The 21,379-nt window shown below is 39.4% G+C and carries 22 protein-coding genes and 2 pseudogenes; 3 read left to right on the forward strand and 21 right to left on the reverse strand.

The features are described from left to right. Nucleotides 1-330 precede the first annotated feature (330 nt). The 7 genes and pseudogenes from DXC01_RS16650 to DXC01_RS16680 form a co-directional block, all read right to left on the reverse strand. Nucleotides 331-1,770 (reverse strand): annotated as a pseudogene (locus tag DXC01_RS16650) (recombinase family protein); the annotation flags it as partial. 184 nt (nucleotides 1,771-1,954) lie between these two features. After that, the gene (locus DXC01_RS16655) at nucleotides 1,955-3,586 is read right to left on the reverse strand and encodes a glycoside hydrolase family 13 protein (protein WP_118699408.1); all 1,632 of its coding nucleotides are present in this window, start codon (nucleotides 3,584-3,586) and stop codon (nucleotides 1,955-1,957) included. 76 nt (nucleotides 3,587-3,662) lie between these two features. Beyond that, a complete protein-coding gene (locus DXC01_RS16660) occupies nucleotides 3,663-4,514 on the reverse strand; it encodes an AraC family transcriptional regulator (protein ID WP_118699398.1) in 852 nt (283 codons plus the stop codon). An 8-nt stretch (nucleotides 4,515-4,522) separates the two neighbouring features. Then, complete coding sequence (locus DXC01_RS16665) at nucleotides 4,523-5,845, reverse strand: MATE family efflux transporter (RefSeq protein ID WP_118699399.1); 1,323 nt, start codon at nucleotides 5,843-5,845, stop codon at nucleotides 4,523-4,525. Nucleotides 5,846-6,003: 158 nt separating this feature from the next. Beyond that, nucleotides 6,004-6,111: a helix-turn-helix transcriptional regulator gene (locus DXC01_RS21335; RefSeq protein ID WP_118251484.1), complete on the reverse strand. Its 108-nt coding sequence runs from the start codon at nucleotides 6,109-6,111 to the stop codon at nucleotides 6,004-6,006. 20 nt (nucleotides 6,112-6,131) lie between these two features. Next, on the reverse strand, nucleotides 6,132-6,869 hold the full coding sequence (locus tag DXC01_RS16675; RefSeq protein WP_319638496.1) for a hypothetical protein: 738 nt from the start codon (nucleotides 6,867-6,869) through the stop codon (nucleotides 6,132-6,134). Nucleotides 6,870-6,906: 37 nt separating this feature from the next. Then, nucleotides 6,907-7,185: a helix-turn-helix domain-containing protein gene (locus DXC01_RS16680; protein WP_118699400.1), complete on the reverse strand. Its 279-nt coding sequence runs from the start codon at nucleotides 7,183-7,185 to the stop codon at nucleotides 6,907-6,909. 235 nt (nucleotides 7,186-7,420) lie between these two features. Here DXC01_RS16680 and DXC01_RS16685 point away from each other — a divergent pair, with 235 nt between their 5' ends. Then, nucleotides 7,421-7,807, forward strand: coding sequence for a helix-turn-helix domain-containing protein (locus DXC01_RS16685; RefSeq protein WP_118251304.1), 387 nt, complete (start codon nucleotides 7,421-7,423; stop codon nucleotides 7,805-7,807). A 100-nt stretch (nucleotides 7,808-7,907) separates the two neighbouring features. Here DXC01_RS16685 and DXC01_RS16690 read toward each other — a convergent pair whose 3' ends face one another. From DXC01_RS16690 to DXC01_RS16705, 5 genes are read right to left on the reverse strand one after another with little or no spacing between them, the layout of a single operon-like run. Next, on the reverse strand, nucleotides 7,908-8,885 hold the full coding sequence (locus DXC01_RS16690) for an NAD-dependent protein deacetylase (protein WP_243111648.1): 978 nt from the start codon (nucleotides 8,883-8,885) through the stop codon (nucleotides 7,908-7,910). 53 nt (nucleotides 8,886-8,938) lie between these two features. After that, nucleotides 8,939-9,334 (reverse strand): C-GCAxxG-C-C family protein, encoded by a 396-nt coding sequence (locus DXC01_RS16695; RefSeq protein WP_106491765.1) that lies wholly within the window; start codon nucleotides 9,332-9,334, stop codon nucleotides 8,939-8,941. 5 nt (nucleotides 9,335-9,339) lie between these two features. Further along, nucleotides 9,340-9,780, reverse strand: coding sequence for a hypothetical protein (locus DXC01_RS20745; RefSeq protein WP_243111649.1), 441 nt, complete (start codon nucleotides 9,778-9,780; stop codon nucleotides 9,340-9,342). A gap of 5 nt (nucleotides 9,781-9,785) precedes the next feature. Continuing rightward, nucleotides 9,786-10,175: a hypothetical protein gene (locus DXC01_RS20750; protein ID WP_243111650.1), complete on the reverse strand. Its 390-nt coding sequence runs from the start codon at nucleotides 10,173-10,175 to the stop codon at nucleotides 9,786-9,788. A gap of 5 nt (nucleotides 10,176-10,180) precedes the next feature. After that, nucleotides 10,181-11,086, reverse strand: coding sequence for an NAD-dependent protein deacetylase, SIR2 family (locus tag DXC01_RS16705; protein ID WP_227222727.1), 906 nt, complete (start codon nucleotides 11,084-11,086; stop codon nucleotides 10,181-10,183). A gap of 118 nt (nucleotides 11,087-11,204) precedes the next feature. Between DXC01_RS16705 and DXC01_RS16710 the strand changes: the two genes are divergently transcribed. Together DXC01_RS16710 and DXC01_RS21515 are read left to right on the forward strand one after the other, a co-directional pair. Further along, entirely contained in the window at nucleotides 11,205-11,642 is a 438-nt protein-coding gene (locus DXC01_RS16710) for an Rrf2 family transcriptional regulator (protein WP_118699402.1), read from the forward strand. A 191-nt stretch (nucleotides 11,643-11,833) separates the two neighbouring features. Beyond that, nucleotides 11,834-11,905, forward strand: a pseudogene (locus tag DXC01_RS21515) (plasmid mobilization relaxosome protein MobC); the annotation flags it as partial. A gap of 343 nt (nucleotides 11,906-12,248) precedes the next feature. On the opposite strand, the gene DXC01_RS16725 reads toward DXC01_RS21515, so the two are convergent. The 9 genes from DXC01_RS16725 to DXC01_RS16765 form a co-directional block, all read right to left on the reverse strand. Then, nucleotides 12,249-13,157 (reverse strand): radical SAM mobile pair protein B, encoded by a 909-nt coding sequence (locus DXC01_RS16725; protein ID WP_118699403.1) that lies wholly within the window; start codon nucleotides 13,155-13,157, stop codon nucleotides 12,249-12,251. Next, nucleotides 13,145-13,834, reverse strand: coding sequence for a radical SAM mobile pair protein A (locus DXC01_RS16730; protein ID WP_117813317.1), 690 nt, complete (start codon nucleotides 13,832-13,834; stop codon nucleotides 13,145-13,147). Before DXC01_RS16730 ends, DXC01_RS16725 begins: the two co-directional genes overlap by 13 nt. Beyond that, nucleotides 13,831-14,268: a radical SAM mobile pair system MarR family transcriptional regulator gene (locus tag DXC01_RS16735; protein WP_118699404.1), complete on the reverse strand. Its 438-nt coding sequence runs from the start codon at nucleotides 14,266-14,268 to the stop codon at nucleotides 13,831-13,833. Before DXC01_RS16735 ends, DXC01_RS16730 begins: the two co-directional genes overlap by 4 nt. Nucleotides 14,269-14,794: 526 nt before the next feature. Continuing rightward, a complete protein-coding gene (locus DXC01_RS21520) occupies nucleotides 14,795-15,208 on the reverse strand; it encodes a reverse transcriptase domain-containing protein (RefSeq protein ID WP_442857940.1) in 414 nt (137 codons plus the stop codon). Between the two features lie 39 nt (nucleotides 15,209-15,247). Beyond that, complete coding sequence (locus DXC01_RS21525; RefSeq protein WP_330427694.1) at nucleotides 15,248-15,526, reverse strand: hypothetical protein; 279 nt, start codon at nucleotides 15,524-15,526, stop codon at nucleotides 15,248-15,250. Between the two features lie 539 nt (nucleotides 15,527-16,065). Further along, on the reverse strand, nucleotides 16,066-18,510 hold the full coding sequence (locus DXC01_RS16750) for an ABC transporter permease (protein WP_118699405.1): 2,445 nt from the start codon (nucleotides 18,508-18,510) through the stop codon (nucleotides 16,066-16,068). Further along, on the reverse strand, nucleotides 18,507-19,181 hold the full coding sequence (locus DXC01_RS16755; RefSeq protein WP_006426335.1) for an ABC transporter ATP-binding protein: 675 nt from the start codon (nucleotides 19,179-19,181) through the stop codon (nucleotides 18,507-18,509). Before DXC01_RS16755 ends, DXC01_RS16750 begins: the two co-directional genes overlap by 4 nt. A 177-nt stretch (nucleotides 19,182-19,358) precedes the next feature. Next, the gene (locus DXC01_RS16760; RefSeq protein ID WP_118699406.1) at nucleotides 19,359-20,624 is read right to left on the reverse strand and encodes a sensor histidine kinase; all 1,266 of its coding nucleotides are present in this window, start codon (nucleotides 20,622-20,624) and stop codon (nucleotides 19,359-19,361) included. Next, nucleotides 20,600-21,289, reverse strand: a complete 690-nt coding sequence (locus DXC01_RS16765; protein WP_118699407.1) for a response regulator transcription factor — start codon at nucleotides 21,287-21,289, stop codon at nucleotides 20,600-20,602. Before DXC01_RS16765 ends, DXC01_RS16760 begins: the two co-directional genes overlap by 25 nt. Nucleotides 21,290-21,379: the final 90 nt, after the last annotated feature.

The following is a 21,379-nucleotide window of genomic DNA, read 5'->3' on the forward strand; positions in this document are numbered from 1 at the left end:
CTCATACAGCCGGAATGGATAATCATGAAACGGATATATTTCCTCAACAGGAATAGAAACAATCCCATTCACAGCCACTGGCGTATCCTTCACCGGATCCTAAGCAAGAAGATCCCGTGCGCCTGAAATACTTTTCTTTTTGGTGCATTAACTTAATTGACTCCTTTCAGATTTGACTAATAGATTTTCAGATAAAAAGAAAAAGCCGCTGACACGTTATCTTCTAACGCATCAACAGCTTCTATCCTGCTTTAATTCAGTGTATTATTCGGTTTTGTAAAGGTTTATTTGCTTTCAGCATTCTCCCTGATACGGTAATAATCATCCATATCAATGCCTATTTTCACCTTGGCATCTGGTATCTGGTTTTCGGTTGCTCAAGAGGCACACAGTTTCAACGATACTTTCGTTGTCCCAACAAAGTTCCTGTGTCTCTCTGTCTCCAAAATACACCGGAAAACGGAACTTTATGTGCTTCAGAAATCTGCCATCTGGCTGCTCCTGCTCATAAATATCCACCTGTTCTACAAAACTGTTAAGAAATTCTTTCTTCTCCAGGTCGGTGAACTTATCATATAGTTTATCAAAATATAAAAGAAATTGATAGACGTTTTCTTCTGATATTTTCTGTTGCCAGATATTCAGCAGGCGATTCTTGACTTCTTCTATACTGTTCTCCACGCCTTCAATCTCATCATACAAACGGTATAACCTTGTCTCCATATCCTGATATTTCTTCTCATAAAATTTATCCATGATATCCAGACTGTCCATCTGCTGTCCAAGTCTTCCTTTTGCTCCGGTCAGCTGCCTGTGCTGTTTTTCCAGTCTTTCAATCTCTTTTTCTATTTCTTCTGTATCTATTCTTGAACCGATTTTATTCAGAATTGCTTCTTCAAATTTAGGATTCTTCACCAGTTTCCGAATAACTTCTTCCACTGCATTGTTAATCTTCTCCTCGCTCCATTGTTTACGATATCCACATTTATGACCATCTACCAGGCGACGATGTTTGCAGGCATAATAGAAATAATCCTTATATAAAGTTCCGTCTTTCTTTTTCTTTCGGTTCACGTTTCCATACATACCGCTTCCACATAACGGGCATCTCAATATTCCGGATAAAATATGCTCATGCTCGAGACTATGTGTCTTTTCATATTTCACACCTGTTTTTTCCCTTTTTTGATGAGCCAGCTCCCAGTCTGTTTCTGAAATGATTCCTTCATGGATACCATCGTGCAGCATATAATTTTCCTGCTTTACAATACGGTATTCATTTCTTGTACCAGATACTTTCTCGTTCTTTCTTCGTCCATAAGCCAGCTTTCCACAGTATACCGGATTATCCAGAACGCCTTTTATAAATGAAGCGGCAAATGCGTCCAGTGTATTATTCTGTCGTTTTTTCTTTTTATATCCATGCTGGTTCAGCCATGCAGCAATCACAGAAATTCCCATATTGGTATGAATAAATTTATCATAGATCAGACGAATAATTTCCGCTTCATCCTCTGCAATCTGCAATTCTCCATTTACCAATTCATAGCCATATGGAGCAAACCCACCGTTCCATTTTCCTTCCCTAGCTTTCTGCTTACGTCCCTCCATTGTCTGAACAAGGATATTCTCTCGTTCAATCTCTGCCACCGCAGACAGAACAGAAATCATCAGCTTTCCACTATCTTTTGAGCTGTCAATTCCATCTTCAACACAGATCAGATTCACTCCAAAATCCTGCATCCTCTGCAAAGAATTTAAAATGCTACTGTAAAATAAGTAATCGAGTAGGAGGGAGTGATTAGCTCCCGTCCTCTCACACCACCGTGCGTACCGTTCGGTACACGGCGGTTTCAATAGTTATTATCTTACACTTATAATAAGTTGAAATCCACATAATTTCACTATCACTTATGCTAGTAAGTGAATTTTGATGCCAAAAAAGGAACTCAATCTATTTGCCAGTAAATGCAATTATCACCGCCTCATAAGGACGCAATATATTTCCTTCTCTGTCGTCCTCATAATTCCGGATCCAGACTTCCCCGGCTTTCCACTCATCAAGCAATGGGCAGCTAACTTCCTCATCCGTAAAGTTTGTACATACCAGCATCTTTGTATGCTCATCTGTTCTCGTATAGGCGAAAATTCTCTCATCTTCCGGCAGAAGAAGTTCAAATTTTCCATTCACGAATACTGGATTTTCTTTTCTTAAACGAATCAGCTTCTGATAATAGTAAAATACCGAATTTTCATCTTCCAGTGCCTCTTTGGCATTGATTCTGGTATAATTTGGATTCACGGCAAACCATGGTTCTCCTGTTGTAAATCCTCCGTTCTCATCCCCGCTCCACTGCATCGGAGTACGGGCATTATCACGGCTTCTTGCGTAGATAGACTGCATGATTTCTTCTGGCTGATATCCTTTTTCCAGACGCTCTTTGTACATATTCAATGTCTCAATATCTTCATATTCCTCGATGCTGTCAAACTGCACATTCGTCATTCCCAGCTCTTCTCCCTGGTAAATGTAAGGAGTTCCCTGCATTCCATGAAGCATTGTCGCCAGCATTGTTGCCGACTCTTTTCTGTATTTTCCGTCATTTCCCCAACGCGACACGATTCTAGGAAGATCATGGTTATTCATGAACAGACTGTTCCATCCTGTCTGATATAAAGTATTCTGCCACTTTGCAAGGCATTTTTTCAGCTTAACCAGATTCAATGGAATCGTATCCCATTTTTCTTTTCCTTCTTCCTGATCAAGCATAATGTGCTCAAACTGAAAAACCATAGAAAATTCACTGCCATCTGGATTACTATATTTCTTTGCAATTTCCGGTGTTGCTCCCCAGGCTTCTCCAACAGTGATCATATCCCCCTTCTGAAATGTTTCTCTGCTTAGTTCACGCAGAAATTCATGCAGCTTTGGTCCATTATTTGTGATCTTAAGATCTGGCTCTTTTGCAATCTGATCGATTACATCCAGACGAAATCCGCCTGCTCCTTTTTCCATCCACCAGAGAATCATATCATAGAGCTCTCTTCTCACTTTCGGATTCTCCCAGTTCAGATCTGGCTGTTTCACTGAAAACTGATGAAAATAATACTGTTCCAGTTCTGGAACCCACTCCCATGCCGGTCCTCCGAACACAGAATTCATATCATTTGGGTAAATACCTTCTTCTCCGTCACGCCACACATAATAATCATGATACGGATTGTCTTTGCTTTTCTTTGCCTCCAAAAACCATCTGTGTTCATCTGAAGTATGATTCAGCACAAGATCCATCATAATTCGGATTCCGCGTTTCTTTGCCTCCGCAAATAACTGTTCCATATCTTCCATTGTTCCGAACATCGGCTCAATATCCTGATAATCTGAAATATCGTATCCATTGTCATCCTGTGGCGAACGATACACCGGTGAGAGCCAGATTGCATCTATTCCAAGTTTTTTCAAATAATCCAATCTGCTGATAATTCCTGGAATATCACCGATTCCATCTCCATCCGAATCTTGAAAGCTTTTCGGATAAATCTGATATACAACTGCATTTTTCCACCATTTATTCTTATTTCCCATACTCATTCTCGATATCTCTCCGGCAGATTTTCTGATTCTACCGGGATATCCTCTCCTTTCTAACCATATACCTAGCTTATTTTTTTCTATATTTTAACGGAGAAACTCCATATGTTTTTTTGAAGCTTCTGATAAAATAGCTTACATTCTGATATCCACTCTGCATTGCAATCTCTGTAACAGGAATATCCGTATCTTGTAACAGCTGTTTTGCATGCTCTAACCTTAAATGTGTTATATATTGCGAAAGGGTAATATGAAAATGTTCCTTAAAATATCGCGATATATATTTTTCCGAAAGATGAAACTGCTCACTAAATTCTTTTAATGATATCTTTTCCATAAAATTCTGCTGTATATATGAAATCATTTCTTTTTCTATCGTATTTCTCCCGCTTTTATCATTTTCAATTATAAAGCCCTTCTCCCACATTTCAAGAATAAATTGTAAAAGAATTATTTTTTTCTTTATCTGAGCAGTTATTATGGACTCAGTTTTCTTATTTTTTGCCACATATATTTCAACCAACTGCTCACATAGTTCTTTTGCTGTATCTTTTACTCTTGGACTTATCATCAGATGACCATTTTTTAACGGCTCCAATAATTTATCATCCAACATGTCATTTATGCAAAAAGATATGTATTTTAACGGAAAAAGGAAAGTAAAATAATCCACTGTATCCGTCTGTGAACCCATAAAATGCAGATTACCCGGCGACACTACAAAAGTATCCCCGGGGGTTCCAATATAATTTTCTCCTGATATACTAACAGTCAAAAAACCGCTTTTTACATATATAATTTCCAGTTCATCATGCCAATGAACCGGTATCTGAAATGATCGTCCTTCATTTTTTATATGATATGTACTAAACGGATCATCCTTTGTACCATGTGGTTTATTTTCCTTTAATTCAAAGTACATACTCTCTCCTATACTTCTACAAGACCTTTACTCTTCCATTTTCCACTCTTCCATCTAAGTACCATTCCCACTGCTCTCGCACATTCGTCACCTGCCATAGCAATATATGCTCCTACAGCCAGAAGTCCCATGTGTATTCCGAGAAAATAGGTTCCGCCAACTGCAAACAAATACATAAATATCGCACCTAATATAACCGGAAAAAATGCGTCTCCGCTCGTTTTTAACGCCTGCCCATATACAAGGTTTGTTACCCTTCCAAGTTCAAGAAATATATCTACTATTAACAACTTTACCACAAGATTTATCATCTGTGTATCATCCGTAAATATATGCACGATAAAATGTCCGGCAAATGCAAAGGTCACGGAAAAGCATGTCGCTGTGATGATACCATATATCGCAGCTTTTCTCGTCCCCCTGTTACATTCCTCAAACTCTTTTGCTCCAATTCTCCAGCCGGTCATAATTGCATTTGCCTGAGCAAGGGCAGCTCCCACGCAATACGAGAAATTTGCAATCTGTATCGCATATGAACGCGCTGTAACATTCATTCCATCCACATCCATCTGATTCATAAAACGCACTATAAATGTCATTGCGATGTTGTAAAGTGCTGTTTCAAGCGCAGAAGGAAAACCAATCTTAACAATCTGTGCAAATATCTTTCTTGATGTAATTCGCTCAGGACTCTGCTTTGCTTTTATAAGTACAGCCCCCATGCCGGCTACAATAATAAGATTTACAACTCTCGAAATAACCGTGGCAACAGCAACTCCCATCACACCCCAGTTGAATGCAAATAAAAATACTGAATTAAGTATTATATTGAGAACATTTCCAACAACAGTTCCTATCAAAGAATGTTTTGTATATCCAAACACTCTCAAATAACTGGAGAAAATAGGAATCAGTGCATTTAAAAAACATGCGCCGCCAACAATTCTAAGATATATTTCAGCCGGCTCAAGCAAAGCCGGAGCAATACTTACGATTCGAAGTATCCCACCAGAAAAAGTAGCAAGAATGACAGACATTACGATACCTATCAATGCGTTGAATATAAGTCCAAGTTGTCTTGCCTGATATGCTATCCCCGGTCTTCCGGCTCCGATATTTTGTGACATAACAGCTATCATACCCGACGATATTACTCCAAACATAATAATAAAAACACCTATATATGTATTTGCTGTTCCCACTGCTCCTACAGCCTGATCACTTACAGATGATAGCATAAGCGTATCAACCATACCTGAAAGCATATAAAATAAAGTTTCTAAGCATATTGGCACAGATAGCTGTGTTAATGTTTTTCTTTCCGCTGCCATAGTTTTTCTCCTCACATACAACTCAAGAATACCATATCAATAATACGATATATTTCTATGTAATTCTTGTATAATATCATGTAAAAATTGCACTATTTCTACTTTGTCTTAAGGAGCACTGGGTGCGAGCTAAATTGATCACTCATGCTTACAAGGATTTACAAATCAGGATAACTTTTTCCGTTTTCCCAATTTGAAACAGTTTGCCTGGTAACATGAAATAATTTGCCAAACTCCTCTTGTGTTAATAGATTGTCTTTACGAATGTTTAATCATTCGCTCCCCTCTATTGTGGTAAAATTAACGTCGAATTTTTTAACAGCGTGGCAATCACAGGGGCATATTTAGATATTCCATAATCCAACACGATAAAACGATCATGGAATATACCGCCTGTCTTTTTCATTGACAAATTTACTGTTGGGTACTCCTTGCAGAAATCTGCAAATTCTATGTTGTGAAGTTTATTATTTCCAACATTATCACTGAATAAAATAATATCTACTCCAGTAGGAGAATTCTTAAGGTGTACCAGCGTCCTTAAACCAATATAATTGTCAACGACATATATTGACGACTTTGCCTGTTTATAAATGGACTCATATACCTCATCTGCACTACTGAATTTTGCATTAAACATGAGCCACTTGTCATCATCGTCTGAAACAAAGCTGTTCATCATATCAGCCAACTCAGATTTTGTCACAACATCTTTCAAGCCTTCTGCAACATCTGAAATCTGCTTTTCAATAGATATCATATCTGAGTTGATTTTGTTAATTTCTATTCTGTTGTTAGCAGTTTCCATGCTTAACTGAAGTATTTCCCGCTGCCCGATTAAATCACGATTTTCTAATATGTAATCTTTCATTTTCTTAAAGGTTCTTATTAATGCCTTGCTCTGCTTAACAGCCAACGGTCCTTTCAAAACAGTCATCAGCATATATAATCCTTGCTCTGTAAATACATGAGGATTATATCTGCTCTTACTGTTAAGATTTGCGGTCAAAAAAATCGTCCGCAACTCTCATACAACATATTGCTGACATCAGCAAAATGGTCTATTCCTCTTTTTCCCTCAGTTTGTCATAATACGCTTTATACCTATAAATCGTCCTCTCACTGACATTGTTCCTCTTCGCAATTTCTACCATTGTCATGCCGCTCTCATACCCAACAACAAAATCATTATAAATTGCCATCCACTTGGCGTTATGTTTCTGACGACCGCTTAACTTACGATTTCTGTAATACTCCAATTCCTCCTGAAGTTCTACATTCTCTTTTTCCAACTCCTCAATTCTTTTTAATGCCTCTTCAAGTGTTACAGATTTCTCCATTACCCTGTCCTCCATCTATGTCATTCTCATTTTGTCTATATTATAAATATCTGTGTTTCTTTAGTCAATCCGATTATGTCATGTTATATTATTTTTTACAATAGCTTTCATACACATATATCTTAATCGGCTTTCCTAATCCCTGATGACTTCGATAAATAAAATCCACCTTAGTGCCTGACACCCATTAATTTTTTATACCTTATTTCAAATTAAAAGTTCTCAAGAGTTGCTGTTGTTTTTAGATATGCTGGATTTAGAAAATACAAAAAGATTGAACCAGTATGTTTCCGGACAGGTGGAAACTATCAAAGAAATTCACAGTCTGATGACATCCGACCTAAAACGCCACTATACTATTAAAGAGTTGTCAAAACAGTACCTGATGAACACCACTACTTTGAAATCCGTTTTCAAAGCAGTCTATGGAATGCCCATCGCTTCTTGCATGAAAGAATACCGTATGAAGTTGGCATCGAATATGCTGTTGCAGGAAGATAAATCTATTTCGGAAATTGCCGCCGCTGTGGGATATAAAAGCCAAAGTAAATTTACATCGGCTTTCCGAGATATATTTCAGATATTACCTACTGCATATCAGAAACTGTATCGTAATCAATAATTTTAATGCAAAACTGCACCCACAATATCCCTGAGTGCAGTTTTGTATCAATCAATATTCTAATGTTTCTCCATTAAGTGGAATATCAAGAACAAGTATCCTATACAAATGCACTTTCCTCTTTTGTTTTCCGCAAATCTTTTAATACTGTTCCTATATCTCCCAAAATAGCAATCCCCTTATCTTCAATGAATTCCGGCAAAAACTGATATTCTGAATTTACGGAGATATAATATGCATCTTTCAAGTTATTTGTCAGTTCCCAAAACGGTTCCTGTATAAACATCGGTGTCATACGCCCTACTCCAAGTTCTATCAAGAGAATTTTTCTATCTTTGTTCTTTTGAATGTATTTTGAGATTTTCTCATATTCTTCTTCGTATTTTTTCCCTTGCAGAAAATTCCCATATCCTCTTACCCACGGAAACATTTCCGCACCACAATGAGGGCAGCGAGGAATCAGTTCATCCGGCACCATTGTCCCCTCTCCCATAGCCGCAATCATATCTGCCACAGGTTGTACGGCATCCCATGTTTCATCCTGACAGCACCGGGAACACTGGAAGAAACGATGATCTCCCTGAATCTCACTGACCTTTTCTTCCGGATAAATCTTTACAAACTGTGTATCCTGATTAGTCGTTAAGATATGAAAGTCCTTTCCCTGCAAGATTCTATCCAAATCCAGATATGGCTCTCTGATAGGGGCATTTTGTGTAGTATTTAAAAAGGTTGCCACATATCCCCAGTGTTCATTTCTTGTAGAAAACCGATGCATCATGCCGCTAAAAGCACCTTTGAATCCATACTTATCTGCAAATTTTCCAAAATGCTCACGAAAAGAAGGGGTATCACTATAATAAAAGTCACCACCTCCAGCCGCTGACAAACCGGATGCTCCGCCTACTATGATACACTCTGCCTCCTGCACTCTGCGAACAAATTCCTGAATCTGTTCCTCATAAGGAAGTGGTTTTTGTTTGCTCAACACTACAGCAGTACCGCCGGATGCATAGGTACTATAGTGTCCGGAATAGTTCATTTGTGTTTTCATTACCAAATTTTCATAACAGCTCATTTTTTTCATTCTCCTATCTCACAACTGTAATATCTTTAACCACTTTACTTGGTCTATCCTTCCCTTTCTGATTCCATTGGCAACACCTCGTCAAAAGCCCGTATTGCATTGCGAATGCAATCATCGCATTCACAGAGTACAACACCTGTATCCTTTCCCTTTAGATCTTTACATATGGTTGCACCTGAATATTCCTGAAATTTGTTTAATATCTCCCGCGCCGTTATCGCACTTTTCTTCCCCGGCTTTACAATTCCCGCCATCATGGTTGCTCCAATCAATGCACCACAAGTTGCTTCCATACCTCCCATACCTACCGCAAATCCGGATGCAGCATTCGTCAGTATTTCCTTATCAGAATCTGATGAATCGATCATTGCCTTGATAACCGACTGACAGCAATTAAATCCATTATGTTTGTAATATACTGCTTTTTCTTCTCTTGTCATTTTCCTTAGATTTCCTTTCTGATTTTCTTTAACGCTACCGTAAGATTACCATCCACACCGATGGATTTTTCTTTAATTTCCTCTGGAATGTAAATTTCGCCCTTGTTAAATGTGATATATCTTGCCTGTGGTTCTACTGCTGCAAGCTGCATCAAAGGAGCTTTAATCATCTGATTTCTCCAACCAATGCCAAATTCCAGAATTACCAGCTTCTTTCCATGTAAATTCTGAATAAATTCTTGATAGCAGGCAGCCTTTTCCTTCCAATTTTTCGTTTCTGTAAACGAGGACATCTCACCCCAATTTACTTCCATATCTCCACCGCATTTTGGACATTTCGGCAGTAACTCTTTGGGTACTCTTCCGTTTACTTCCTCTTCTGTCATGGCGAGAACTGCTTTTTGATTAGGATAAACCTCGTCATGACATCTGTTCTTGCACCGCATCTGGGTTAATTTCCCTTCCATTTCAAAACACGGTCTGCCTCAAAACCTGCCGGCACAAAATGATCCTCCGCATTGGAAGTTACTACGAAATATTCTTTATCCTTTACTAGTGCATAGATGTTTTTCATAATCTCACTCGGCTCATCCTGCATAGCTTTTGCCTTAACAAGTCTGCTTACAAACGACCACTTTTCTTCTACCTTCATTGGCACTGAAAATCCGTGTAAAACACAACGCAGTCCATATTTTTCTCTGAAATCTCCCATATTTTCCTGAAACCATGCGTCATCTGCAAAAATATTATATCCCTCTGCGATAGACAAACCATTACTGGCTCCAATCAAAATACCATCTGCTTCTTTGATGATTTGACTTATCTCTTGATATACATTCATCTTCATCACATTTCCTTTCCCGCTATGTTTTCTTTTAAATCCCGCAGGGTTTCTGCCAAATCTCCTGCTATATAAATGCCTTTGTCTTTTATATGCTCTGGAGCTGAGGATTTCTTCTGATTCAGACAGGCATAAAACACCTTTTCATTTTTATATGTCATTTCCCAAAAAGGAAGTTTAATAATACTGGGTGTCATCTCGCCAACCCCCAGCTCCAGCAGTACAACATTCTTATCTGTTCCATTCATGAGATATTTTTTTAGGAAATTCTCATATCGCCTTACACCTTCCCTCCAGTCTTTTCCCTCCAAAAATGTATCATCCCTTACCCAGGGAACCATGATTCTCCCGCACTCATTACATCTTGGCAGAAGCTCGGAAGTAACACGCAGCTCCCGGATATTTTCGTTCATCCTGCGAATCATTTCTACATTGGAATAAATTTGGTCATGGCAAGGCTGACTGCATTGAACATAGCCGCTATTACCTTGATAATCGCAAATCCTTTCTTTCTGAAAAATCCGTTCAAACTGCATATCTATATTGGTTGTTAAAACAAAGACTTCTTTTTCCGCCACAATATCACGCAGGTCATAGTATGGCTGTCCTGTAGGTGCATCCCACATACTTTGTATGTAACGTGCATAATATGCCCACTGTTGTTCCGGCGATGAATAACAGTAGTAAAAACCGTCAAAGGGAGATTTCAGTCCATACCACTCCTTGAAATCTTGTAAACATTCCTCCATATAGGGTAGCCAATGATAATGGTTATATCCCGCCGCACTGGAAAGACCAGAACCACCGCCTATTAAAACGGCATCTGCCTGACGGATTTTTTCTGCCAGAAAACTGACTTGTTCCTCCTTTTGCATACACCACTTTATCTCCTTTTTTATATCAGATTCCACATTTTTTATTTCGCTTGACTTTTATTTTTTTACTTGTTAAAATTAAATTTACATCAAGCATTGAAATTATATTATCATGTAAATTTTAAAATTGCAAGAAGAAAGTTCGAGGTGACAAATGAAATATTCCACAAAGCTTAGTGACACCATTCATATTCTTATATTTATTGCTCTTGGAGATGACGAACAACTCTCCAGCACAAAAATTGCAGAAAGTATCAAGACAAACCCGGCTTATGTCAGACAGCTTATGGCAACCCTAAAAAATGCAGGCATTGTTGTCAACACACAAGGTCATGCGAATGCCGCTCTTGCAAAATCGGCAGATAAAATCAATATGTATGACATCTACCGAGCCGTAGAGGGCGATAAGCCGCTGCTTCACCTGGACACAGATACCAATCCGGATTGTGGAATCGGTATCAACATTCAATTCGCTATTGGGGACTTCTATCATGAAATTCAAAATATGGTAGATGATAAAATGAAATCCATTACATTGCAGGATATTATTGATCGGTATTATTTTAAAATCAGGGAAGTTAAAAACCTTTAACTAATCAAGAATAGCAAGCGCTGCCTGTGTCATGACACAGGCGAAATCCCCCACACTTTCCTACCGTCTTTGCTACAATTTGCCTTGGGTAGTTACACCCAAAATTGAATTAAACACGAAACAGACTGTTGTAAAAACTGAACATTTTACAGCAGTTTTTTTGTACCCATTTTTAGGAAGTACGTGACTCAATGGCAAACAGAAACCGCACCAATCCGGTGCAATTTTATCTCAGCGATGATGAGCAGTACATTCTCACTGCCAAATTCAAAGCATCCGGCATGAAAAGCATGTCAGCCTTTTTACGCAAAGTTGAATGTGTCATCGGTATCACTGATGATGACAAACATGGCTGTTCTCTGATCGCCGATCATATCCAGTTCCATTTCGTCATACGACATGATTTCTCGAAGCTCCTGAATATCAAATGGTGAAAGTCTGGCACCACAGGAAATCAAAATCGATTTTGCAGTTTTGCCAGTAACAAAATGTCAATAGTTTTTTAATCACTTTTTCAAAAAAGGCAAAAAAATAGAACGTATAGTTAATTTCCATACGCTCTATCTCACATTTCATATTAAATTTTTGAATTCTACAAACTTGAAGTTAGCGATTTCTTTTTCCGGTATTCTCTGTCCCACGGATTTCCTCATGATAGAAATAATCTACGATCACCGGATGCCCCTGCGGGACTCTGCCATAAGGCATTTCATTATCCACAAAGGCACAATCATACTTCTTAGCCATTTTCTCAGCTTTTACTTCAAGTGCTTCAAAGTAGCTGCGGTTATGCTTGTTATAGATCTCGTCGTAAAGTGGTACAAGATCAGGATATTTTCCGGCGATATAATCCATAATTGTCTTTTTGAAACCGCCTCGAAGATTGAGATTTTCGAGCCAGAATAGATTGCACTGATCCTTTACCCGCTCAAAGATTGCTTCAAAATCCGTGATACCGGGGAATACCGGGGATACGAAACAGACTGTACGGATACCTGCTTCATATACCTGCTTCATAGCAGAGATACGGCGCTCAATGCTCGAGGCAGAGTCCATATCGTTCTTGAAATTTTCATCTAGTGTGTTGATCGACCATGAAACGGTTACACGTCCAAGCTTCTTCAGCAGATCAATATCCCGTACCACAAGATCCGACTTTGTGCAGATCAGAATATCTGCGTCACTGCCGATCAGCTGCTCCAGAAGTTTTCTGGTATTCCCGAATTGCTCCTCCTGTGGATTGTAGCCATCTGTCACAGAACCGATGACCACCCGCTGTCCGGCATATTTCTTCGGATTTTTAATTTCCGGCCAATGCTTCACATCAAGGAAAGTGCCCCATTCCTCCTTGTGCCCGGTAAAGCGCTTCATAAAAGAAGCATAGCAATACTTGCAGGCATGTGTACAGCCCACATAGGGATTGACCGAGTAACCTCCTACCGGTAGACTAGACTTAGTCATGATGTTCTTTGTTTCCACCTCACGAATGAGGATTCCATTTATTACTTCTTCCATGATTTCTGTACCTCTAACACTTTATTAAATTCTTCCGGCATTTCCTGAATCATATTTTCATCCCCTATGATAGGGACAAGATCTTCCTTCATAAACACCGGAATGCCGAGCTTATGTGCCTGGTCCGTCAGAGACCATGCCCATTCCGGCTCCGTATGAATCTTCCTGCTCTGAGCTCCGGTCATGGTGCCGACAACGATCCAATTGATTCCGGAAAGGTCAACTGTGCCGGGATCATCGAATAACGGCTCAAAGGTAACATGGTAATGTTTTGCTCTGACGTTTTTCCGAAGGGCATCGATACGCCACCGTTCTGCTTTCCTCGTCACCGTAACGCCAAACCATGCGTTTTCCAGATCGGTATCAAAATCCAGCAAATCAGGTCGCTTGCTAAGGAACAGGAACTGATGCTGTGGATTTTCACGGATCTTTGCAAATACCTCGTCTCTCCATTCCGGCTTCCATCCAGAGAAATCGCTCATGCCAGTAAGAAGAAAGTTCTGCGGACGTTTCTTTTCCATCATCTTGAGCTTACCCGGAAAGAATTCAGGGTCAGCGAAATCATCAATCATATGCCAGCGTTTCACGTTGTTGCGGGCATAGCAATATGTACACCCCACTGTGCAGCCAATGACGATATTCATGTTCTGAATCTGATCTTTGATACAAATACTCATGACTTCTTCCACTCCTCAAGATTCTTTCTGATGCGGTCGAGGCATTCCTCAAACCGGGTAATTTCTTCCTCTGAAAAACCTTTGTAGTAAATACTGCCCATCTCATCAGATACAGAATCGTACTCGCCCTTTAAGGCATGTGCTTTCTCAGTCAGAAACAGGAGCGTTTTCCTTTTGTCCGTTTCAGACTGAACACGGCTTATCAGCCCTTGATTTTCCATTCTTTCCAGCATCGTAGTAAGAGATGTTATCGCTAACCCGCATTTAGTCGAGAGTGACCTGATTGAAATACCATCCTTCTGCCACAGCACATAAAGAATACGCCCCTGGGCTCCATTAAATGCATCAATATTCTTTTCGCTGAGAATCTTCTCGAAAATCCGGTCTCCAAGCTGTTTTATTTTGGTAACAAGAAATCCTCCATTCATTTCCATACAAAAGCTCCTATATAGTAGTTCATTAAAAACATACTATATAGGAGCTTTATTGTCAACAGTTTATATGTCTTAATAAGTAAATTCCGTTTTTTTCAATTCTCCAGTCAAGTAGACTAAGACCTCTCAATCTTAGCCCCTCACAGATCCGTACGTGCGGCTTTCCCGCATACGGCTCCTCATAGTAACATTCGCTTCAATATAAACAATAGTACGTTTTAGGTTTTGCTAACGGGTAATACTTGAGCATTTCCACAAATCCATTCCATGTGTATGCCCGTCTACAACCTCTCCGATTCATGGCTTTGAATAGAAACTGTTGTACTCTATGCAAGAATGTTGTTATCTTCCGAAAATTCCATGTAACACCATAATATCGATAGTGTCCAATTAGTTTTACGTTCAACTCTTTAATGATTTCTCGCATTGGTCGATTTCGATTATCGTAAATCCAGTTCTTGTATGCTCTAACCTTTAGCTCAAACTTCTTTCTTGAAGTCTGTACCTTTGGCACAAAACCTCCCTTTCAAGTTTTGCTACAGTAGAAGGTAAATCCCAGAAAATCAAATGTTTCAGGCTTACATTCTCCTCTTGCTCCACGATTCTGCTCTGCAAATATTACTGAGTCTTGTGCCGAACCTTCCTCTGTTGGCTCGAATTTTCCTTGCTCCATTATTCCTGCTTTAAGGTATTTACGTATTAGCCACAATAAGTTCTTATCCTGTATATTCCATTCAAGGAACTTCATCATCCAATCATGGTCGATATGGTCAAAGAAACCTTTGATATCGGCATCTACGATATAGCTGATTTTTCCATAGCTTATCCGTTGGTATACTTCTTTTATTGCTTCGTGACACCCCCTATTCGGTCTGAATCCATACATGCAGTTTAGGAATCTCGGTTCATAGATAGCTCCCAGTATTTTCTTCACTGCCATTTGTACAATCTTATCTTCATGGGAAGCAATCCCTAATGGTCATTTCTTTCCATTTCCTTTAGGTATATATACCCTCAGTGACGGAAGCAGCTTAAAGGATTTGTTTTTCAACCTCTGTACCAGTTCCTTGATATTTCTATCAAGGTTCTTCCCATACTCATCCTTAGTTACCTTGTCAATTTCGACTGCTTTGTTCCCATCTAATTCCTTATGGCATCGCTTTAGCATATCTTCATTTATCAAGTGGTACACTGATGTAAATATAGGATGCTTTGATGTTGCCGATATCTCAGCTATTCTTACTAATTTCGTTTCCATTATTTCCTCCGTCCCTGAGTACGGATAATGTGTCCTCAGTAAGACCTTTACTATGCAATCCCCTTCCCTCCATCGACATTGCCCGATTTCTACAGTACTATGGGATTGTCCGACCACCTGCTATTCATTTGAAATCCTCCGTTTTCAGTTGCAACTTCATACTCTTCTTCGAGAAATGGCAGGTTCTCCCCAGTTGATGTGTATTCACAATGTAAAACATGATTGGTTCTCTGACTCCGCAGTGCCACATAACACTCGCCATATCGCATTACATGATATTGTCTTCCACACCAGTTAAGACGTCGACCGACTGAAGTTAACGTTTCGAAGCTCAATCACCATTCAACCCTGCTTTCTTGCTGTCTACGCTTGTCAGATGCCGTTACCGGCATCATCCCAAGACTCGCTATTATCTGGTTGGCTAAACCTTGGATAAACCGGAATCCCACCGGCTTGACTACACACCCTTAGCTGGGCGCACAACTGGAAGTTGTCTATTTCTCCTCTTCGTTAAGACCTAGTTCATTACATATTACTTGCTAGCCCTGATACCTTATTCTTTCTACCAGCGTTTCCTTTTTCAGATTACTGCTTAAAACGCAGGAAAGTACAATCTGCAACAGACCGACCAAAAAAATCATAATAAAAATTGGTACGATTGGAACATGATAGATATTCATTCCAAATATTCCATTATGTTTTGCATAGGAAAAAAGTGCATAGCCGAGCGGCAGACCAATGATCAAAGCTACGCATATGGTACCAACCGTAAACATCATTCCCTGTAACTGCAGACATAAATTTAATTGTTTATTTGTCATACCCACAGCCTGTAATACACCATATTCCTGCTTTTTTGTCGTAATATTCATGATTATGGTGTTTGCCATATTCATAAAACCGATGAGTCCTACAACCGCCATAAACAGATAACAGCCAAGCTTCATCATGCGAGCTGTGAATTCTGCAGATTGTAACTGTGCATGATAGGTATCCATTTTTATATGCGAAGTATTAGAAATCAAAGTATTCAGACTCTGTTCCACAGATGCAACATCTTTTTTATCACAGTCCACCCACAGATAGCCATAGGCTGTTCCCCTCGGATTCATGGAACGGTATACACCTTCCGGAATGACAAGATAAGTGTCCGCGCTTACAAAGGATCCTGCAATCTTTCCCTGATAGGTATAGGTTTCACTTCCATTCTCAAAGTCAAATGCAATGGATTCACCCGGAGCATATCCATCTTGTTCCATCCACATCAACCAACCAAAGAAAATTTCACCATTCTTTACCGCCTGATCATAGTCCATAGAGCCAATATCCCCGTCCTGGCGCATAAAATCAAAATCCTTTTTACTCACAATATCAGCCGGAAATCTTGTTCCGTTCAGATTTACAGAGACAATCTCTCTCGTCATGACATCTGTCACTCCCGGAATGCTTTTGATTTCTTCAATCAGCGAATCATTCAATGGATTATCCGTCAGAATCGTATCCAGATTATTCTCCGTATATCTTTCATCGTACTCAGCAGAATAGTCAAGCTGCAGTTCAAATTGTCCATGATTAACGGAAAGACGTGCTTCATGCTCCGTATCAATATTTCCTACATAATTAGAGATAATCACAAACAATGCGCAGGAAAGCCCCAGTGTGAGGATGGTACCAATGGTTCTTTTTGGATTACCCGTTATATTTGCCATTGCCATAGAAAACACGGTGACATTTTTTCTGCCATTTCGTTTTCCTTTTTTGTGTGTTTCTGCATTTTCTAAATACCGTGTTGCTTCGATAGGTGAAATCCGTGAAACAATTTTCATTGGTTTACGCAGCGCCAAAGCAACGGTAAAAAATGACACGAAAATACATAGAAGCATAACAGGCAGGGAAAACAGTGGCATCTGCTGATTTTGGACTCCCATAGAGCCAGTTCCGGTTGATACAAGGTTTCCCTGTTCTACCAGCCAGTTAAAACCGCATTTTGCAATCGGAAAACCAAGAAGCAATCCAACTGGTATTGAAGAAATTGTCAAAAACATACCCTCTCTGAAGATCAGTTGTTTCATCTGCTTTTTTGTCGCTCCCAGAGCCTTGATTTTTCCATACTCCTGTATCTTGTTGGCAATACCGACCTGAAAAATATTATAAATGACCACAACAGAGAAAAGTACAATTGCAAGAATCAAAACCCCGCATACCGCAATCGTTTCATAACTCGGCTGCAAGACCCATTGCAAATAGAGATCATTGACTATAACGTTTTTTTCTTCGATCCCACAAGCTGCTGCAATCTGCTTTATAACCGAATCAACATTATTCATAGATACATTTGCAGAATCATTTAAAGTAAAATAAATATTATACTGTCTGTCATTCTCTGCGACGTGCTCATCATAAAACTCCTGTGACCCGAAAGCAACATAAGATGCCTCGATGGTATACTCATCCCGATCATATAGGATTCCGCTGACAACAAATTCTTCCGGCTTATATTCTGACTGCATCCCTGCGCGGTAATCCAGTGTAACCGTATCTCCGATCTTTACATCATCATACCCCATTGCACGAAAAAATGCTCTTCCTGCGGCAATTTCCTGCATTTTTTCCGGATACTTTCCTTCCTTCAACTCATATTCTTTATTATAAGGAAGCATTTTTCTTGCAGTCTCATCCATGCAGACAAACCCGCCTTTTTCATTGCCTTTTATGATACCTTCGGTGCACATAGTGCCTGTAGCATCTATTTCCGCACGGCGGTTTACTTCTTTTAACTGCGATCCGTCTGCGGAAACAAACAGACCATAATTGCTTCCATATGATCCTGCCGCCTGACTTTTCTGTAAATGAATTACCCCATTTCCCACAGTACTGATGATAACAAGCAGCATCGTGGTCAGACAGATTGCCATCATGATCAGTATACTTCTTGTCCTGTTCCTTTTGTCATTGCTATATGCAATCCTGCTTATTGTCTTCATCTGAAATCCACCACCTGTCCGTCCTCAATCACCAGAATACGGTCAGCGACCTGTGCAATTTCGTCATCATGGGTAATCATTACAATTGTCTGTCCATATTTTTTTGCTGTCATCTTAAGCAGAGCGATTACCTCATCACTGGTCTTAGAATCAAGATTTCCTGTCGGCTCATCTGCAAATATAATTTCCGGACGATTCACCAGTGCTCTTGCAATTGCTACTCTCTGCTGCTGTCCTCCGGATAACTGATTTGGCAGATTATAAATCCGGTTTTCAATCCCCAGAGTTGCAATAATATCATTTACATACGCTTCATCCACTTTTCTTCCATCCAGCCCCAGTGGCAGTACAATATTTTCCCAGACATTAACAGATGAAACCAGATTAAATGCCTGAAAAACAAATCCGATTTTTCTTCTGCGGAAAACAGCAAGGGCATCTTCCTTCATCCTGTATAAATCTTTCCCTGCTAAAGTAACACTGCCTTTTGTCGGGGTGTCTAGCCCTCCAAGCATATGAAGTAATGTACTTTTACCGGAACCTGACTTTCCAACAATTGCGACAAATTCTCCCTGCTCAATCTGAATGTCCACCTGATTGACCGCTTTGACCTGATTCTCACCTGCGCCATAAAACTTACAAAGCTGCTTGGTTTCTAATATCACACTCATGTGTTGCCTCCTTTTCAATTCTGTAAAGCGTACCTTTTCAGCACGCTTTCTTTGCCTGTTTATATATTTGGTCATTTTTCAATCTACATCCAAATTGTATCAGGACAATCTTTCATTTCACTTTCAAAAAACGAGCAGAAATCTTACAGAATTGTAAGATTTCTGCTCACTTAAAATTTAACCAACATATGGTAATTGAATCACAAACGTGCTTCCTTTTTTCTTTTTGCCGGAGGTTACCGTAATCGTACCTGCGTGTTTTTCGATAATTTCTCTCGATAGAAAAAGTCCGATTCCTGTACCACTCTTTTCCATGACCTCCTTGGAACTTCCTCTGTAAAATCGTTGAAAAATTTTGTGATACTCATTCTGCGGAATACCAATTCCCTGATCCTCAATTTCCATTCTTACAAGATAGTTTCTTTTTTGTAACCGGATAAATATTTTTGAACCACACGGACTGTACTTGACCGCATTATCCAGAACGTTGATCACAGCTTCACCAAGCCACCTTTTATCCTGCATAATCGTGCATGTTTCCAGCTCTTTTTCATAGTCAAAAACGAATTCAATTTCTTTCTCATCCGCTTTAGGATAAGTGCGGTTCACAGCAGATATGACAGTATCCATAAGCGGAAGTTTTTTCTTATTAATCTGAATCAGTCCAGTTTCCATCTTGGATATTTCAAGAAGCGACTGCAATAATGTCTCCAGTCCATCCAGAGCACTCCGACAACGGATACGAAACTCCTCCTGTTCTGTGGCACTTAAGTCATTCTGCATCAGCACACTAAAACATGTATCCAAAGCTGCAACCGGTGTCTTTAACTGGTGAGAAATATCAGAAACCATTTCTTTCGTGTTCTCCTTTTCTGCCCTTGCTTCTTCCTTTATCAACTGAATATGATGTCCGATTGCTTCAAGCTGGTCATTCAATTTTTCCAGTTCTGCATGATTTTCCGTTTTCAGTAAATCATCAAATTTATTTTCACGGAATCTGATCAGAATTTCTTCCAACTGGTCTAAAATTTTCTGATGACACGCATCTTCTTTTTTCTTCCAATAAAGTAAAAAAGTCAAAAGAAGCACGCATATCACAGTGCTTACAGCACCGGTCACCATAACCTGATGCCGGAATTGCGAATAAAATGCATTCCCTTTATTCCCCCAGTATCCATATTGCTCCAATAATCGCCTTCCCTGTTCGTTGGTTTCAATATCCTTATCCTTAAGCAATTCCGAAACAGCATCCAGCCCGGAAAATTCTTCCTTTGCAGCAATCTCTGTCATAAGATTCATTTTATATTTATAATCTTCATAAAACACATATGTGGTAAAGCAATTTAATATTGCAAACAATACTATGACAGGTAATACCAAGGAGAGCGCTACTGTGATCTTCTTGCGATATCTCTTTGTCACTGCCTTACCTCCTGATTCCATATATACCCAAGACCTCTGATATTCTTTATATAGACCGGTGCAGCCGGATTGTCTTCGATTTTCTCACGGAGTCTTCTGATATTGACAGCGATTGTATTTTCATCCACAAAATCCCCTTCCAGATCAAACACATTTTCCAATATTTGTGTTTTTGAAAGAATCTGTTTCGAATTCTGAAGAAAAAAAGTCAGCATTTTCAACTCCGTTTTTGTCAGACTGATTTCACGACTCTTTATCAGGACTTTCATTTCTCCTGCGATAAATACGATATCTCCCGAAATCATCTTTCCGGCTTCCGTTTTCTCCTGTCTGCGGCGGAAATGTGCTTCTATTTTCAAAAGAAGTACCGAAAGACTAAACGGCTTTGTAATATAATCATCTGCCCCTGCTTCATATCCCATGACCTGATCCATCTCCTGATCTAGTGCTGTAAGACAAATAATGTATGTATTATAATTGCATCTCATCCACCTTACAAATTCCAGTCCATTCCCATCCGGAAGATTCACATCACAAATGGTAACATCCACATTATTATCACTTGCAATTCTTTTCGCTTTTTTCACTGATTCTGCTGAAAAAACCTCATATCCGGATTTTTTCAGTGAAAATGTAATTCCACGATTTAAATTTTCATCATCTTCAACCACGAGTATACCTGGCATAGCATCTGCACCTCTCTTTATTAACTATTCATCGGTCGAGTAGATACATCCGTTACCGAATGTATCCCTCACAGAATTCCGGACGTGCGG

Origin of the sequence: Blautia sp. OM07-19 (genome assembly GCF_003481595.1) — a bacterium.
In the GTDB taxonomy this organism is placed as follows: domain Bacteria; phylum Bacillota; class Clostridia; order Lachnospirales; family Lachnospiraceae; genus Blautia_A; species Blautia_A intestinihominis.